Origin of the sequence: Massilia sp. LjRoot122 (assembly GCF_964252725.1) — a bacterium.
Lineage (GTDB): Bacteria > Pseudomonadota > Gammaproteobacteria > Burkholderiales > Burkholderiaceae_D > Telluria.
The window spans coordinates 4,180,919-4,196,114 of sequence record NZ_CAXUPB020000001.1 but is presented as its reverse complement, the minus strand read 5'-3'; the positions used below and the strand labels follow the sequence as shown (position 1 = coordinate 4,196,114).

Annotated in this window: 13 protein-coding genes; 5 read left to right on the top strand and 8 right to left on the bottom strand. The window is 67.0% G+C overall.

What is annotated here, in order from left to right; translation table 11 throughout:
- Positions 1–12: 12 nt before the first annotated feature.
- Genes speD through ACSQ25_RS18360 form a run of 5 tightly spaced genes read right to left on the bottom strand, consistent with a single transcriptional unit; the run spans position 13 to position 3,455 of the window.
- Complete coding sequence (gene speD / locus ACSQ25_RS18380; protein ID WP_436107107.1) at positions 13–369, bottom strand: adenosylmethionine decarboxylase; 357 nt, start codon at positions 367–369, stop codon at positions 13–15.
- Positions 369–536, bottom strand: coding sequence for a hypothetical protein (locus ACSQ25_RS18375; protein ID WP_436107106.1), 168 nt, complete (start codon positions 534–536; stop codon positions 369–371). Before ACSQ25_RS18375 ends, speD begins: the two co-directional genes overlap by 1 nt.
- A gap of 10 nt (positions 537–546) precedes the next feature.
- Positions 547–1,995 (bottom strand): DUF4178 domain-containing protein, encoded by a 1,449-nt coding sequence (locus ACSQ25_RS18370; protein ID WP_436107105.1) that lies wholly within the window; start codon positions 1,993–1,995, stop codon positions 547–549.
- On the bottom strand, positions 1,995–3,035 hold the full coding sequence (locus ACSQ25_RS18365; RefSeq protein WP_436107104.1) for an SPFH domain-containing protein: 1,041 nt from the start codon (positions 3,033–3,035) through the stop codon (positions 1,995–1,997). Before ACSQ25_RS18365 ends, ACSQ25_RS18370 begins: the two co-directional genes overlap by 1 nt.
- Positions 3,036–3,068: 33 nt before the next feature.
- On the bottom strand, positions 3,069–3,455 hold the full coding sequence (locus ACSQ25_RS18360) for a DUF350 domain-containing protein (RefSeq protein ID WP_436107103.1): 387 nt from the start codon (positions 3,453–3,455) through the stop codon (positions 3,069–3,071).
- A 60-nt stretch (positions 3,456–3,515) separates the two neighbouring features.
- Between ACSQ25_RS18360 and ACSQ25_RS18355 the strand changes: the two genes are divergently transcribed.
- The 3 genes from ACSQ25_RS18355 (at position 3,516) to ACSQ25_RS18345 (ending at position 7,954) form a co-directional block, all read left to right on the top strand.
- Positions 3,516–5,027, top strand: coding sequence for a polyamine aminopropyltransferase (locus tag ACSQ25_RS18355; protein WP_436107102.1), 1,512 nt, complete (start codon positions 3,516–3,518; stop codon positions 5,025–5,027).
- Positions 5,027–6,628, top strand: coding sequence for an NAD(P)-binding protein (locus ACSQ25_RS18350; RefSeq protein WP_436107101.1), 1,602 nt, complete (start codon positions 5,027–5,029; stop codon positions 6,626–6,628). The genes ACSQ25_RS18355 and ACSQ25_RS18350 overlap by 1 nt, the downstream gene beginning before the upstream one ends.
- Positions 6,629–6,706: 78 nt before the next feature.
- Complete coding sequence (locus tag ACSQ25_RS18345; protein WP_436107100.1) at positions 6,707–7,954, top strand: b-glycosidase; 1,248 nt, start codon at positions 6,707–6,709, stop codon at positions 7,952–7,954.
- A gap of 4 nt (positions 7,955–7,958) precedes the next feature.
- Here the strand turns inward: ACSQ25_RS18345 and ACSQ25_RS18340 are convergent, their stop codons facing one another.
- On the bottom strand, positions 7,959–9,722 hold the full coding sequence (locus tag ACSQ25_RS18340) for a cation:proton antiporter domain-containing protein (protein WP_436107099.1): 1,764 nt from the start codon (positions 9,720–9,722) through the stop codon (positions 7,959–7,961).
- Positions 9,723–9,911: 189 nt separating this feature from the next.
- Positions 9,912–12,230, bottom strand: a complete 2,319-nt coding sequence (locus tag ACSQ25_RS18335) for a family 1 glycosylhydrolase (protein ID WP_436107098.1) — start codon at positions 12,228–12,230, stop codon at positions 9,912–9,914.
- Between the two features lie 306 nt (positions 12,231–12,536).
- On the opposite strand from ACSQ25_RS18335, the gene trpS reads away from it, so the two are divergent.
- Positions 12,537–13,565 carry a tryptophan--tRNA ligase gene (trpS, locus tag ACSQ25_RS18330; RefSeq protein ID WP_436107097.1) on the top strand — a complete coding sequence of 343 codons (1,029 nt, stop codon included), beginning with the start codon at positions 12,537–12,539 and terminating at the stop codon, positions 13,563–13,565.
- Between the two features lie 131 nt (positions 13,566–13,696).
- Positions 13,697–14,746 (top strand): serine endopeptidase, encoded by a 1,050-nt coding sequence (locus ACSQ25_RS18325; RefSeq protein ID WP_436107096.1) that lies wholly within the window; start codon positions 13,697–13,699, stop codon positions 14,744–14,746.
- Positions 14,747–14,764: 18 nt separating this feature from the next.
- Here the strand turns inward: ACSQ25_RS18325 and ACSQ25_RS18320 are convergent, their stop codons facing one another.
- Positions 14,765–15,196, bottom strand: a complete 432-nt coding sequence (locus tag ACSQ25_RS18320; RefSeq protein WP_436107095.1) for a DUF3597 domain-containing protein — start codon at positions 15,194–15,196, stop codon at positions 14,765–14,767.

Genomic DNA, 15,196 nt, shown 5'->3' with positions numbered 1-15,196 from the left:
AGCGAAGCCGGATTATAGCTGTCCGCGTTCGATGGTCTTGACCTTCCGCGTGGCCGGCTGGAGCGCCGTGTCGATGACGGCGAGTGCGCGCTGCGGCTGGGCCTCGCCGCACATGAAGATGTCGGCCGCGGCGAAGCCGTGCTCGGGCCAGGTGTGGATCGAGATGTGCGACTCGGCCAGCAGCAGCACGCCGGTCACGCCCATGCCGGGCCCGAAGGCATGGAAGTGGCTGTGCAGGATGCGGGCGCCGGCCGCCAGCGCGGCTTCGCGCAGCAAGGCGTCGATCGCGTCCGGGTCGGTCAGGCGCGCGGCATCGATGCCGGCCAGGTCGGCCAGCAGGTGGATGCCGGTGGGGCGGTGCGGCGTCATCACTTGTGACCGCCGCCCGAATAGCCGCCCGAGTAGCCGCCCGAGTAGCCGCCGCCACGGCTGCGCCAGCTGCCGTCGCTCTTGAAGGACGAGAACAGGCTGATCCAGCAGACGATGGTGGTCACCAGCGTCACGACGATGGCGTACAGGATGAAATTGCGCTTCATGCGTTCAGATTCACTGTTTGGGGTGCCCGAGGAACATCGGCAGGAACAGCGCCAGCAAGCCGGCGAAGATGAAGAACAGGCTCGGCCCGAAGTTGAAGATAAGCGGGATGAAGTTCAGGCCGAGCAGCCAGAGCAGGGCGCGCCAGGCGATGTCGCCCTGCGTCAGTGCCTTCTTGTCGCTCTTCCTCCCGGCAGGCTCCGCCAGCCCGAACCAGCTGCGCACCTGGTCTTCCGCCACCGGCGACGAACGCGACCAGCTCAGCTCATCGACCGTGTATTCGGCCGCCAGTCCATTTTGCCCATGTTCGTACTCCGTCACCTGGACCACGTCACCGGCCTTGACGCGCCAGTTGAAAGCGCCCGCCGCATAGCTCACACGCGCCGGATACTCCCAGGTGCGCTCGTAGCTGACGCCGTCCACCTGCACGGCATGCATGGCAGGCAGCGGCGGCGTCGGCCAGTCGTCCATCACCTGCGAGCGCGACCAGCCCTCATTCGTTTCGACCAGCCAGAAGAACGGCCCCTGGGTCGAATACAGCAGGTACTCGTCCCAGCTCTCGCCTTCGTCGTCCTGGCGCCGCATCGCGCCCAGCACCGTGTAGGTCTGGCCGCCGATCTTGGCAACCGAACCAAGCGCCAGCGTGAACTGGACGCGCTCATGCTCCTCGCCCTTGAGCAGGACCTCGACCTTCGGCGAGGACGCATCCATGCGGGTCGAGCAGGCCGGGCAGACGCAATTGGCCGCCAGTCCGGGCAGGTAGCGGATCGAGGTGCCGCAGGAGCGGCACTGCAGCACGTCGACCTTGCCGCGGTACTTGCCGGCGCTGGCCTTGATCTGCTCGTCGTCGCGCAGCAGCTGGCACTTCATGCCTTCCAAGCTCACCGCATTGCCGGCATAGAGGAGGGGCGGCGTGCCATCCGAATAATCGAGCGTGGCGAAACTCGGACCGCGCCGGAAGTCGGCCACCCGTGCCTCCCAGCCTTCGCCGACCCGGAAAGGCAGCTCGCCCTGGCCGCCCGTGCACTTCGCTAGCCGCTTGTCGGAGGCCACGTAGGGGCCGAAGCCGATGTCATACTGGCGCGTGACCTGGATAGCATCGAAGGCCGGAAACCCGGGCGCCAGCTCGCGCTTCGTGGTCAGCACGTACTGGCCGGAGGCATCGCCCAGCCAGCCGTCCGCGCCATCGTCGAACAGCAGGTACCACTCGTTCCACATGCCGGCGTCGTAGCGCAGCTGGATGCGGCCGACGACCGTGAAACTGCGGCCCCCATGCACGCCGGAAGTCCCGACCTGGATGCGCGAATAGTCTTCCAGCACCTCGGACATCTTGCCGAGGTCGCGCACGGCGTCCGCTTCCTTCAGGACGGTCGCGCGGCAGTACTCGCACACCGCGAGGACCGAGGCGTGCGAGCGGAAGGGGACCGGTGCGCCGCAGGAAGGACAGGAAACGGTCTGCATCAGCCGATCAGTTTCTTCAGCAGCTCGGCCTTGGTGCTGTCGTAATCACCCTGCGAGATCAGGCCCTTGTCGAGCAGGCCCTTGAGCTTGGCCAGGCGGTCCTCGATCGATTCGCTCGCTGCCGGCACGTTGGCCGGCTGCGGCGACGTAGCGACGCCCGGCGCGAAGGCTCCCTGCATGCCCTGCGCCATCGCCTGGCCGATGGCGATGCCCGCGCCGGCACCGGCGCCGATACCGGCGATGCCGCCTTCGTTCTGGGCCGCCAGCGGGATGCTGCTCGCCACCTGGAACTGGGTGAAGCCGCCCATCTTGTCGGCGCCCAGGCTGGCCTTCATGCCGGCCGAGATGCGCTCATCCAGTGCTGCCTGCAGTTCTTCCGGCAGGCTGACGCTGGCGACCTTGAATTCGTCCAGCCCGATGCCGTAGCGGCCAAAGGCAGAGGCCAGGTCGCCGCGGATCTGCTGCGCCATCAGGGTCTGGTTGGCCGCCATGTCGAGGAAGGCGATCTTCGAGGCACCCAGGGAGTTGGCCATGGTGGCCAGCATCAGGCCGCGCAGCTGGTCTTCGACTTCCTCGCGCGTATAGCTTGCGCGGGTGCCGCTGATCTCGGTGAAGAACAGGCGCGGGTCCGCGATGCGGTAAGAGTACATGCCGAAGGCGCGCACCCGGATCATGTCGAAGTCCTTGTCGCGGATCGTCACCGGCTGCGGCGTGCCCCATTTACGGCCGGTCTGCACGCGCGTGCTGAAGAAGACCACGTCCGACTTGAAGGGGGAGGCGAACAGCTTGTCCCAGTTCTTCAGGTTGGTCAGCACCGGCAGGGTGGACGTCGTCAGGCGGTGGGTGCCGGGGCCGAACACGTCGGCCACGCGGCCTTCGTCCACGAACACCGCGACCTGCGACTCGCGCACGACCAGGGTGGCGCCGTTCTGGATTTCGAAGTCCTCCATCGGATGGCGCCAGGCCAGCACGCCTTCGCCTTCCTCGTTCCACTGCAGGACGTCGAGAAACTGCTTCTTGATGAATGAGCCGATAGACATGATGGGACCTCTTCTATGCGTGGTGAGTAGGTGTCAGGAGATGCTGCCGGCGTTGACCAGGCCGATCGACAGCGAGATGGCGCCGAGCAGGGTGCCGAAGCCCAAGTTGTTGTTCTCGATCTGGTCCTTCGACATGCGCAGCAGGCGCGTGGCGATCACGAACACCAGCACCTGGATCAGCATCGCCAGCGCGGCCCAGCCCGCGAATTCATAGTAGTCGTCGGTGTGCATCAGCGCCGAGGCGATGGTCACCGAGAAGCCGAGCAGGGTGCCGCCCAGCGAGACCGCGGCGGCGCAGTTGCCCTGGCGGATGAGCAGCACTTCGTCATAAGGCGTGACCCGCGTGTACACCACAAAAAATGCCAGAACCAGCGCGATTGCCGTCGCAAGATGCAGCACATAGTTTAGGATGGCGGGCACAAGATTCTCCAAAGAAAAATAGACGAGATTGCAAGCGCGATCTTAGAACAAATTTGTCTCATGACCAAAAGAATTCTGATCCTCTCGGTATTCGTCGTCGCTTCCTGCGGCCTCGCCTATGAACTTATTGCTGGTGCATTATCCAGCTACCTGTTGGGCGACTCGGTCCTCCAGTTTTCCACCATCATCGGCTGCTATTTATTCGCCATGGGTGTGGGCGCACACTTCTCGAAATACGTGCGCGACGAAGACGTGCTGTCGCGCTTCATCGACATCGAGCTGGCCGTCGGCCTGATCGGCGGAACGTCAAGCGCGATGCTGTTCATGACCTTCACCTGGATGGGCGCGCCCTTCCGCACGGTGCTCTACGTGACTGTCTTCATGATCGGCGCCATGGTGGGCATGGAGGTGCCGCTGGTGATGCGCGCGTTGAACGAGCGCCGCACCGAGTTCGCCGAGATCGTCAGCCGCGTGCTCACCTTCGACTACCTCGGCGCGCTCGCGGTGTCGCTGCTGTTCCCGCTGGTGCTGGCGCCGCACCTGGGCCTGGTGCGAACCGGCTTTCTGTTCGGGATGCTCAACGTCGGCGTCGCCATGTGGACCCTGTACGTGTTCCGCGCCGAGTTGAATCACCTGCGCGGCAAGGCGATCCGCGCCAGTGCGGTGCTGTTCACGCTGGTGCTGGGCTTCGGCTTCTCGGACCGGATGGTGGAGTGGGGCGAGCACGGGCTGTTCGGCGACGACGTCGTCTACTCGACCACCACGCCCTACCAGCGCCTGGTGATCACGCGTTTCAAGGACGACCTGCGCCTCTACATCAACGGCAACCTGCAGTTCTCCTCGCGCGACGAATACCGCTACCACGAAGCGCTGGTGCACCCGGCGATGCAGTCGCTGCCCTGGGCCAGGCGGGTGCTGGTGCTGGGCGGCGGCGACGGCCTGGCGCTGCGCGAAGTACTGCGCTACCCGCAGGTCGAAGAGGTGACCCTGGTCGACCTCGACCCGGCCATGACCGGGGCCTTCGCCACCCGTCCCGAACTGGTCAAGCTGAATGCCGGCGCGCTGAAGGACAAGCGCGTGAAGATCGTGAATGCCGATGCCGGCATCTGGCTGCAGAAGGAAGCCGGCATGTACGATGTCGCCATCGTCGATTTCCCGGACCCGTCCAGCTTCGCCCTCGGCAAGCTGTACTCGGTGCCCTTCTACGGCATGCTGCGCAAGCACGTGGCCGCCAACGGCCTGATCGCGGTGCAGTCGACCTCCCCATTCTTCGCGCCGAACGCCTACTGGACCATCGAGGCGACCTTGCGCGAAGTCGGCCTGCAGACCTGGCCCTACCATTTGTACGTGCCCTCGTTCGGCGAGTGGGGCTTCATCATGGCTTCGCCGCAGGGCCGCTTCGCGCCGCCGGCCGCGTATCGCCTGCCGATGCGCTACCTGACCGGCGAGACCACCCGCGCCATGTTCGACTTCCCGCCCGACATGCCGCGCCGCCCGATGGCGCCGAACCGGCTCGACACCCAGTCGCTGGTGCGCGAGTTCGAAGAAGACTGGCAGCAGGTGATCCGCTGATGGACCGGCGTTCCTTCCTGGTGAGCGCCGCCGGGGCCGGCGCGGCCGGGCTGGCGACCGCCGCGGGTTTCTATCGCTGGCAGGAGATCGCGCCCGCCGTCCATGCGCCGGGCCGGGCGGAAGGGCACTTCCTGCGCGATCGCGGGGCCTTGCCGCCGCCTTCCGAGACCATCGAGACCGATGTCGTGATCCTCGGCTCCGGCATTGCCGGGCTGAGCGCGGCGTGGAAGCTCGGGAAGCTGGGGCATGAAGACTTCCTCCTGCTCGACGGGCCGGAAGCCTTCGGCAACGCCGCCGGCAGCCGCTATGGCGATCTGGCTTGCCCGACCGGTGCGCACTACCTTCCGCTGCCGGGACCGGAGTCGACCCATGTGCGCGAGATGCTGCTTGATCTCGGCATCATCCTGCGCGACGCCGACAAGGACCAGCCCTACTACGACGAGCGCTTCATCCTGCACGGGCCGGAAGAGCGCCTGCTGCGCGGCGGCGAATGGCACGAAGGACTGGTGCCTACCGATGCCGGCGATGCGGCCGAGCACAAGGCCTTCTTCGAGGAGATGGCCCGCTTGCGTCATGTACGCGGCAGCGATGGACGCCGTGCCTTCGTCTTCCCGCTTGCGCTTTCCTCCAATGATCCGTCGTTCTCAGCGCTGGACCGCGTCAGCTTCGCGCAGTGGCTGGGCGACCAGGGCTACCGCTCCGCGACCCTGCGCTGGTACCTCGACTACTGCTGCCGCGATGACTACGGCGCGGGCCTCGACCGCGTCTCCGCCTGGGCCGGCATCCACTACTTTGCAGGACGCTGGGGCCAGGCCGCCAACGCCGGCGAGAACGCGCTGCTGACCTGGCCCGGCGGGCTGGCGCCGCTGGCCGAGGCGCTCGCCAGCAGGGCGGGACCGCGCCGCCGCGCTGGAACGGCAGCTTCCGTGCGCGAGGTGGACGGCAGGGTCGAGGCCCTGTGCTTCCGGCTGGAGGGGGGCAAGCCGCGCAGCTTCCTGGTGCGGGCCCGGCGTGCGATCTGCGCGATGCCGCTGTTCGTCGCCAGCCGCGTGGTCGAGGGCATCGGGCGCTACGGCTTCGATCCGCGCGCACACTTGCCGGATTACGCCCCGTGGATGGTGTCGAACTTCCTGATGCGCGACTTCCCGCGCGAGCTGCCGGAGGCGCAGCTGGCCTGGGACAACGTGGTCTACCAGGGCAGGGGACTCGGCTACGTGGTCTCGACCCACCAGGACATCCGCTCGCGCCCGCCCGAAAAGACCGTGTTCACGGCCTACACGGCGCTGTCGCATCACACGCCTGCGGCGGCGCGGCGCTGGATGCAGTCGGCCAGCCCGGCCGAGCTCTTGGCCCTGGCCAGCAGCGATCTGAAGGATGCCTACGGCTGGGCCTTCACGCCCTGTGTCGAGCGGGTGGACATCACTTTGCGCGCGCATGCGATGGCGGTGCCGCAGCCGGGCTTCCGGGCCAATGCGGGACTGGCGGCGCTGCGCGAAGCGCGCGGACCGGTGCTGTTCGCCCATGCCGACCTGTCCGGCTTGTCGGTATTCGAGGAAGCCGCATGGTGGGGATGCCGCGCGGGAGAACAGGCACTCGCCTGACGTGCACGGCGATGGACGGACTCGTGGCATGCTAGGACTTCGGCCTGGCTTCCAGGCAAGCACCGAAAGGAGACTCGCATGGTACAGCGTCCCGGGATATTCCCTACCTTCTTCCTGTCCGGCTTCGAATGCTCGAATTTCCTCTGGAAAGACGGCGTGCGGCGCAACCTGGTCGCGGAAACCGGCCATGACCGCCATGTCGCCGAGGACTACCAGATCCTGAACCGCCTGGGGATTGCCGTGGCACGCGAAGGCATCCCCTGGCCGCTGGTGGACCGGGGCGGGAACTATGATTTCTCGCTGCTCGATCCCTATATCGCAGCCATGAACGCGGCCAAGATCATGCCGATCTGGGACTTGTGCCACTACGGCTATCCGGATGACCTCGATCCGTTTTCGGATAGCTTCGTGGCCCGCTTCGCCAACTATTGTCGCGCCGCGGCCGAATATGTGCTGCCGAAGGTCCCCCACAGTCCCGGCTTCTTCACGCCGATCAACGAAATCACCTTCTTTTCCTACTGCGCCGGCGAATGGGGCTGGGCCGCGCCCTACCGCTGCACCCGGGAAGACCGGCTGCGGCTGCGGGTGGCGCTGTCGCGGGCGGCGATCGCGGGCGTGAAGGCGATACGGGAGGTCGATTCCAGCGCGCGCATGGTGCACATCGATCCGCTGGTGCGGGTGGTTGCGCCGCGCGACCGCCCGGACCAGATCGAGGCCGCGCGCCATGAGACCGAGTCCGACACCTTCCTGGCCTGGGACATCATCTGCGGCCGCCAGCATCCCGAATTCGGCGGTTCGCCCGAGATCCTGGACATCGTCGGCGCCAACAATTATTCCTTCGGGCAGATGGAGTACCGCGAGAGCGGACCGCATGCGGCGCTGCCGCCGGGCGACGACCGCATTGCGCCGCTGTGCGACATGCTCGACACGGTCTGGCAGCGTTACCGCCGGCCGATGATCATCGGCGAAACCAGCGGCCTCGGGCACGGGCGCCCGGACTGGCTCAGGGATGTGATGGGCGAATCGCTGGCGGCGGTGCAGCGGGGCATGGACCTGCAGGGGGTATGCCTGTTCCCGGCGGTCGACATGCCGGACTGGCATACCGGCGAGTGGGTCGGCAACGGCATCTGCGACCTGGTCAAGGAAAACGGCGTCCTGCGGCGGGTGCCGCACCAGCCCTACGTCGATGAATTGCGCCGCTGGCAGAAGGAGCTGAACCGGGTTACCGCACTGGATGAGGACCCCTACAGCGATCCGGTGGAATTGCAGGACGTGGTCGATGCGGCGCATCGGCTCAACATGCGGCCGGATAAGGATTGGCACTGAGCGCCTAGCCCGCGCGTTCGGGCTCCAGCAGCCTGGCGCTGACCAGGTCGCGCTCGTGGTCGACGATGCCGTCCACCAGGCGTTCGTCCAGGCCCATCGCCTCCAGCACGAAGGCCGACAGCTGCAGGCTCGCTTCCAGGGTCTCCGGCACCACCACGCTGGCGCCGGCCTGGCGCAGGGCGCGTGCGTGCTTCTCGTCGCGCGAGCGCACGAACAGGCGCGCGTGCGGGAACTCGCGGCGGATGCCGCGCACTGCCTGCATGGCCGACGCCGGATGGTCCATGGTCAGCACGATCGCGGGCGCTTCGTCGGCATGCACGCGGCGCAGCAGCTCGGGGCGCGAGGCATTGCCGAAGTAGACCGGCCGGCCTTCGGCATGGAGTTTCGACACCAACTTGGCGTCGCATTCGAACGCCACGAAGGGGATGTTCTGCTCGCCCAGCAGTTTGGCCAGTTGCTGGCCCACGCGGCCGAACCCGGCGATGATGACGCGGCCGCGTGCCGAGGCCAGGGCCGCGTCGTCGTTGGCCGCGGCCTGTTCGTGCCGCGCATGTTCGTGGCGCTCGCCGATGAAGCGCCCCAGGCGCGCCAGCATCGGGGTGAAGAACAGCGACAGGCCGACCACCAGCATGACCTGCGCGCCCAGCGTCGGATCGAGCACCTGCGCGCTCATGGCGTAGCCGATCGCCACGAAGGCGAATTCGCCGCCCTGGCCCAGCAGCAGGCCGCCCTCGACGGCACGGCTCCAGGGCTGGCCGCCGATGCGCAGCAGGATGGCCACCACCAGCGCCTTGAGCAGCACCAGCCCGGCCACCGAGGCCGCCAGCAGCAGGGGCGCATCGAGGACCTGGCGGGTGTCGATGCTCATCCCGACCGTCATGAAGAACAGGCCCATGAGCAGGCCCTTGAAGGGCTCGACCATCAGTTCGACTTCGTGCTTGAACTCGGTCTCGGCCAGCAGCAGGCCGGCGATCATCGCACCCAGCGCCATCGACAGGCCGGCGGCGGCCGACAGTCCCGCGATACCGAAGGTGCTCAGCAGGATCAGGGCCATGAACACGTCCGGCTGGCGGTGTTCGGCGAAAGCGCGGAACAGCTTGCGGACGACGCGGCCGCCGACCAGGTAGATCAGGCCGATCGCGATCGCGGCCTTCAGCAAGGTGGTGAGCGCCAGCATGGCGACGCCGCCGCTGCCGCCGCTGTTTCCACCCAGGGCGCCGATCAGGAGCAGGATCGGCACCACGGCGAGATCCTGCAGCATCAGGATGGCAAACGCCGCCTGCCCGAGCGGACTGCCGGTGGCCTGCTGCTGGGCGAGCAACTGCATGACGACGGCCGTGGAGGACAGCGACAGCACCAGGCCGACGATGAGGGCGGTCTGGGAGTCGAATCCATAGGCCAGCAACAGGACGCCGCCGACCAGCGCCGCGCTGGCCAGCACCTGCGCGCTGCCGGCGCCGAACACCCAGCGCCGCATCGCCCACAGGCGCGCGGCCGAGAGCTCGAGGCCGATCATGAACATCAGGAACAGCACGCCGATCTCGGCCAGCGCCGCAATGCCCTGGTCGCGCGGGAAGGTGAGGAAGGCCAGCCAGGGGACCTCGTCGGCCAGCAGGCCCAGGCCGAAGGGGCCGACCAGGGTGCCGACCGCCAGGAAGCCGACCACCTGGTTGATGCGCAGGCGCTGCAGGGTGGGGATCAGGATGCCGGAGAGGACCAGGAAGAGGAGGATCTCCCGCAGGAAGGGGAATGCGTGTTGCTCTTGCACGGTGGGTGGCCAGTGGTTGAAGTTGGCCGGATTGTAGCTTGAGCTAATGGCTGCGGTACGGAATTAGGTTCCGGCCTTCGCCGGAACGACGTTGTTTAAGAGCGGTGGTTACGCAACTCCATCGCTATCTGTAAAACCGTCGTCCCGGCGCAGGCCGGGACCCAAGTTTGCGAGCAAGTCCCTAACGCCTCAGCAATTCCCCGCCTGCACCGCCTCCGGCGGCGTCTCTTCCTGCTGCCGGTGCCCGCTGGCCACCGGCTGGCGGCTTTCGGCGGTGTGCTGGAGTTCTTCGATCTCCGGATCCTCGACATTGCGCAGTTCGAGGTAGCGGTCGAGCGCCTGGTCGAGGCGCGGCAGCAGGATGCCGCGCTCGCTCGTCAGGGCGCAGTACGCAGGCCGCGCCGCCGGGAAGGCGATTGCGCGCGCCTCCAGCCGGCTCGCATCGACGCCGGCCCGCTCGGCCGCCTTCAGCGCCAGTTCGGCCCAGGTCAGCTCGCCGCCGTTCGACAGATGCCAGATGCCGGCCTCGCGGTCGATCGCCAGGTCCAGGCAGGCATGCACCAGGTCCGGCACGTAGGTCGGCGTGATGGTCAGGTCATTGGAGGCCACGAAAGGCTCGCCGCGTTCCAGCGCATTCAGGGCCAGGGTGACGAAGTTGTGCTGGTCCCAGGGGCCGAAGAAGGCGCTGGTGCGCACCACCAGCGCGTCCGGATGCTTGTCCAGCACGGCCGCCTCGGCCTCGGCCTTGCTGCGGCCATAGACGTTGAGCGGCGCCACCGGGTCGGATTCGACATACGGGCGGTCCTGGCGGCCGTCGAACACCAGGTCGCTCGAGAAGGTGCTCAGGTGGATGCCGTGGCGCGCGCAGGCCGCGGCCAGGATCGCCGCGCCGAGCGTGTTCTCGCGCAGGCAGCGCTCCGCATCGTGCTCGGCCTCGTCGACACGCACGTAGCCGCAGGTATTGATGACCGCCCAGGGCTGGTGCTCGGCCAGCGCCCGCTCGACCGAGTTGGCGTCGGCGATGTCCATCTCCTTGCGCGACAGCAGGCGGTAGGACAGGTTGCGCTTGCGGCAGACGCGGGCGAAGGCGCGGCCCAGGGTGCCGGTCGCGCCCAGGATCAGGATCGGCGCCGCGCCCGTGCCCACCAGGCGGTGGCCGTCGGCCGAGATCGAGGTCAGCGCGCTGGGCGTGGCCACCGGCGGGTGGCACAGGAAACGGCCCGGACGGCGCCACCAGCCCTGGCCGCGCAGCACCGGGTGCGACAGCGGTGTAGCGGACGACAGCTCCTTCATCATCTTCGCCAGTGCGGTCGGACGCGGCAGCGGCGAGCGCACGTCGAAAGGCCCCGGTTCGTAGTAACCCTTGTTCTGCGTGACCAGGCTGTTCCAGTCGAAGGAACCGAGCAGCGACCAGACGGTGACGGCGCGCACGTCGACGCCGTTCTGCTGCGACTGCTGGGCCGCTTCCCAGATCTCGAGCAGCCAGCGCAGCTGGTCTTCGCGGTTGGCGTCGATGTGGGCTTCGGTGATGGCCAGCGGGATGCCGTAGCGGTCCCAGATCTCGCTAAGGAGCGGGGCGATGCCCGGCGTCGGCGTGGCCAGCACGCGCGACGCTTCGATGTCGGCGCAGGGGATGCCGTCGGCCATGCCGCGGTGGTGTTCCGGGAAGCGCTCGGGACGGTGGTCGAGCCAGCGCTCGGAGGTGACGTAGTAGTTGACGCCGATGATGTCGGGCGGGCAGGGGTTCTCGCGGAACCACAGGAATTCGCTTGCGGCGATGCCGGTCTTGAGCAGGTACTTCCACAGCTTGTGCTGCTCGTCGACCATGCCGCACAGCAAGTCCCAGGCCAGCCAGCGGCGCTCGTTGTAGAACTCGGCGACGTGGGCGAGTTTCGGGGTGCCGTAGGTCTTGCCGAGGTCGTCGGTCTGGACCAGCTTGGCATCCGGGTTGACGGCGCGAATCGCGCGCATGGACAGCACCACGGCGCGGCACTGGATCAGCAGGGCTTCGATGAAGGTACGGTCGTCGCGGCCGTGCGGGTACCAGACGCCGTACAGGCCGGCGAAGCGGGCGGTGGTGCAGGGCTCGTTGACCGGGGTGTAGTACTCGATCCAGGGATAGCGCGCGGCCACCGCGCCGGCATACTCGGCCAATTGTTCGGCAAAGGCCGGGTCAACCAGGCTGGTGTGGCGCGGGCCGCTGCCGTGGTGCACCAGGCCGGCGATCGGCGCCACGCCGGCTTCGCGCAGGGCGTTCAGGCGCTCGTCGGCCCAGCTCCAGTCGGCATTCGCCACGCCGTCGGGCGCGGTACGTTCCCATAGCACGGGATAGCGGATTGCCCGGATGCCGGTGGACGCGAAGCGCCCGATGTCGCAGGCGCGTGCGGCGTGGCCATTGCGGTCGAGCTGGCTGAAATACTCGTCGCGGACGCGGTTGACCGTGCATTCAAGGCCGCCCCAGAGTTCCAGTGGGCGGGTTTGGCTGTTCGTGCTCTTTTGTGGATTCATCAGTTTCACCAAATATTAGTTTTCTTACAACAAATTCCCTGTGGCTCGGCTTCCCAGGTGTAAAAGTATCGAAAGGGGAGCCGGCCCGCAGGCCATGGGACCTGGAAGCGGTTGACATCCTTGCGCCAACCTGCAACCATGCGGTCCATGAATTTTCCGAAAGCACATCATCTTTTCTTGACCTGGTGGCGCCGCTCCTAGCGCGCGGCCACAGGAAATGATCTGCATTTCGACTAACGCCGCCTCGATCCGGGTGGCGTTTTTGTTTCTGGCGCAGGAGGATCGGGGCAATAACAAGGAAACCCGATGAGCTCCCAAACCCCTTCTACTGCCGCGCCAGTCATCCTCACCGGCGACCGTCCTACCGGTCCGCTGCACCTCGGCCACTTCGTGGGCAGCCTGCGCAACCGCGTCGCCTACCAGGACAGCTACCGCCAGTTCGTCATGCTGGCCGATGCCCAGGCGCTGACCGACAATATGGATGACATCGGTAAGGTACACCGGAACGTCGTCGAAGTGGCGCTCGATTACCTCGCCTGCGGCATCGATCCGGCCCGTACGACCATCCTGATCCAGTCGCAAATCCCGGAACTGACCGAGCTCACTTTCTATTACCTGAACCTGGTGACCGTGGCCCGCCTCGAGCGCAACCCGACCGTGAAACAGGAGATCATCCTGCGCGGTTTCGAGCGCGACATCCCGGCCGGCTTCCTGACCTATCCGGCCAGCCAGGCCGCCGACATCACCGCCTTCAAGGCCAGCGTGGTGCCGGTGGGCGAGGACCAGATCCCGATGATCGAGCAGTGCAACGAGATCGTGCGCAAGTTCAACCGCACCTATGGCGGGGACAGGGACATCCTGGTCGAGTGCAAGGCGATCGTGCCGGAAGTCGGCCGCCTGCCGGGCATCGACGGCCGCGCCAAGATGAGCAAGTCGCTCGGCAACACCATCAACCTGGGCGCGTCCGCCGACGAGATCCGCGCCGCGGTCAAGCAGGTCTATACCGACCCGCTGCACCTGAAGGTGTCGGACCCGGGCCACCTGGAGGGCAACGTCGCCTTCATCTACCTCGATGCCTTCGATACCGACAAGGAGGGCCTGGCCGAGATGAAGGCCCACTACACTCGCGGCGGGCTGGGCGACAGCGTGGTCAAGAAGCGCCTGGAAGGCATCCTGCAGGAGCTGCTGGCGCCGATCCGCGCGCGCCGCGAGGAGTTCGCCAAGGACCGTGGCCAGGTGCTGCAGATCCTGAAGGAAGGCACCATGAAGGCGCGTGAAGTGGCGGCGCAGACCACCGACGAAGTGAAAAAGGCGCTGGGACTGTCGTACTTCTGATCTGAGACACGGTGCCGGTATCGCGCGGTGGTACCGCGCGTATCGGCACCTGCCTCCCGCGCGGTCCCTACTAGCCCGCGATCTCCTCCGGTGGCAAGCTGCAGGCTTCAACGTCACTGGAGGACTCTCCCATGAGCAAAGGCCTGCGCCTGACCGAAAAATGGATGCAGCGCGCGCTGTGGCTGGTCGCGCTTGCGTTCGCCTCGTTCCTGATCGGCCTGGGCGGCAAGATCGTCCACAACCTGTGGGACGTCGAACAGCCCTTGAGCATCGAGCAGTTCATGGACCGCAACCAGGTCGACGCCTTGCGCGACGGGCAGGCTGCGGCAAGGGCGCGCCGCGAGGCCGCCCAGCTGCAGCTGGAGCAGGCGGCCCAGCAGCACGAGGTGGCGCGCGCGAATACCCGCTCGGCGCGCGAAACCTTCGACAACTGGCTGGCGACGCGCCGCGCCACCGCCAGGCCGGACCAGGATCCCGAGCTGCTCGAACGTACCCGTGGACTGGACCAGTTGGAGCGCGACGAGCGCGCTGCGCTGGCGGCGGTCCAGGCCCAGCAGCAGGCGCTGCTCGACGCCGACCAGGCCCTGCAGCGTGCGCAGATGCGCTGGGAACGCATGGAAAAGCCGGCGCGCGACGCCTATGCGCGGGCCGCCACCAGCAAGGAGCTGCGCGTCTTCCTGTACCGCCTGGCGCTGACCCTGCCGCTGCTGGTGCTGGCCGGCTGGCTGTTCGCACGCAAGCGCCAGAGCGCCTACTGGCCCTTCGTATGGGGTTTCATCTTCTTCGCACTGTTCGCCTTCTTCTTCGAACTCGTGCCTTACCTGCCGAGCTACGGCGGCTACGTGCGCTACCTGGTCGGCATCGCCGTCACCGTGCTGGCGGGGCGCTATGCAATTCAATCGCTGCAGCGCTACCTGGCGCGCCAGAAGCAGGCCGAGGCGCTGCCGGACCTGCAGCGCCGCCAGACCCTGCGCTACGACGCGGCCCTTGCCCGGCTGGGCAAGGGCGTGTGCCCGGGATGCGAGCGGCCGGTCGACCTGAAGGATACGAGCGTCGACTTCTGCCCGCACTGCGGCATCGGCCTGTTCGACCGCTGCGGCTGCTGCAGCAGCCGCAAGAACGCCTTCGCCCGCTTCTGCTTCTCGTGCGGGACGGCGGCGAATACCTCCCTGGCTGACTGAGCCCATGGGAGGGCAGCTTTAGTCACGCAGGTCGGCCGGGACCTTTCCGCCATTGGCCGCCAGCTTGTTCATGACCTGGCGGTGCAGCCAGATGTTCATCGAGGCCGAGTCGCTGGTGTCGCCTTTGTAGTTCAGTTCGGCGGCCAGTTCCTTGCGCGCCTGCAGGCTGCTGTCCAGGTCGAGCAGCTTGAGCAGGTCGACGATCGAGGTGCGCCAGTTCAGCTGCTGGCCGCTGGATGCCTGCATCTTGCCCAGGATTTCCTCGACGTCGACCTGGTCCATCATGGCCGGGGCGGCCTGCGGCTGGGCCTGCGGCGTTGCAGGAGCTGCGGGAGCGGCGGGCTTGGGCGCCTGTGCCTGCGGCTGGGCCTGGGGTTGTGCCTGCGGGCCCTTGTTGGCGGCATGCGCTTTCGGGAAGATCTTGCTGAAGATATTGCTCAGGATGCCCAT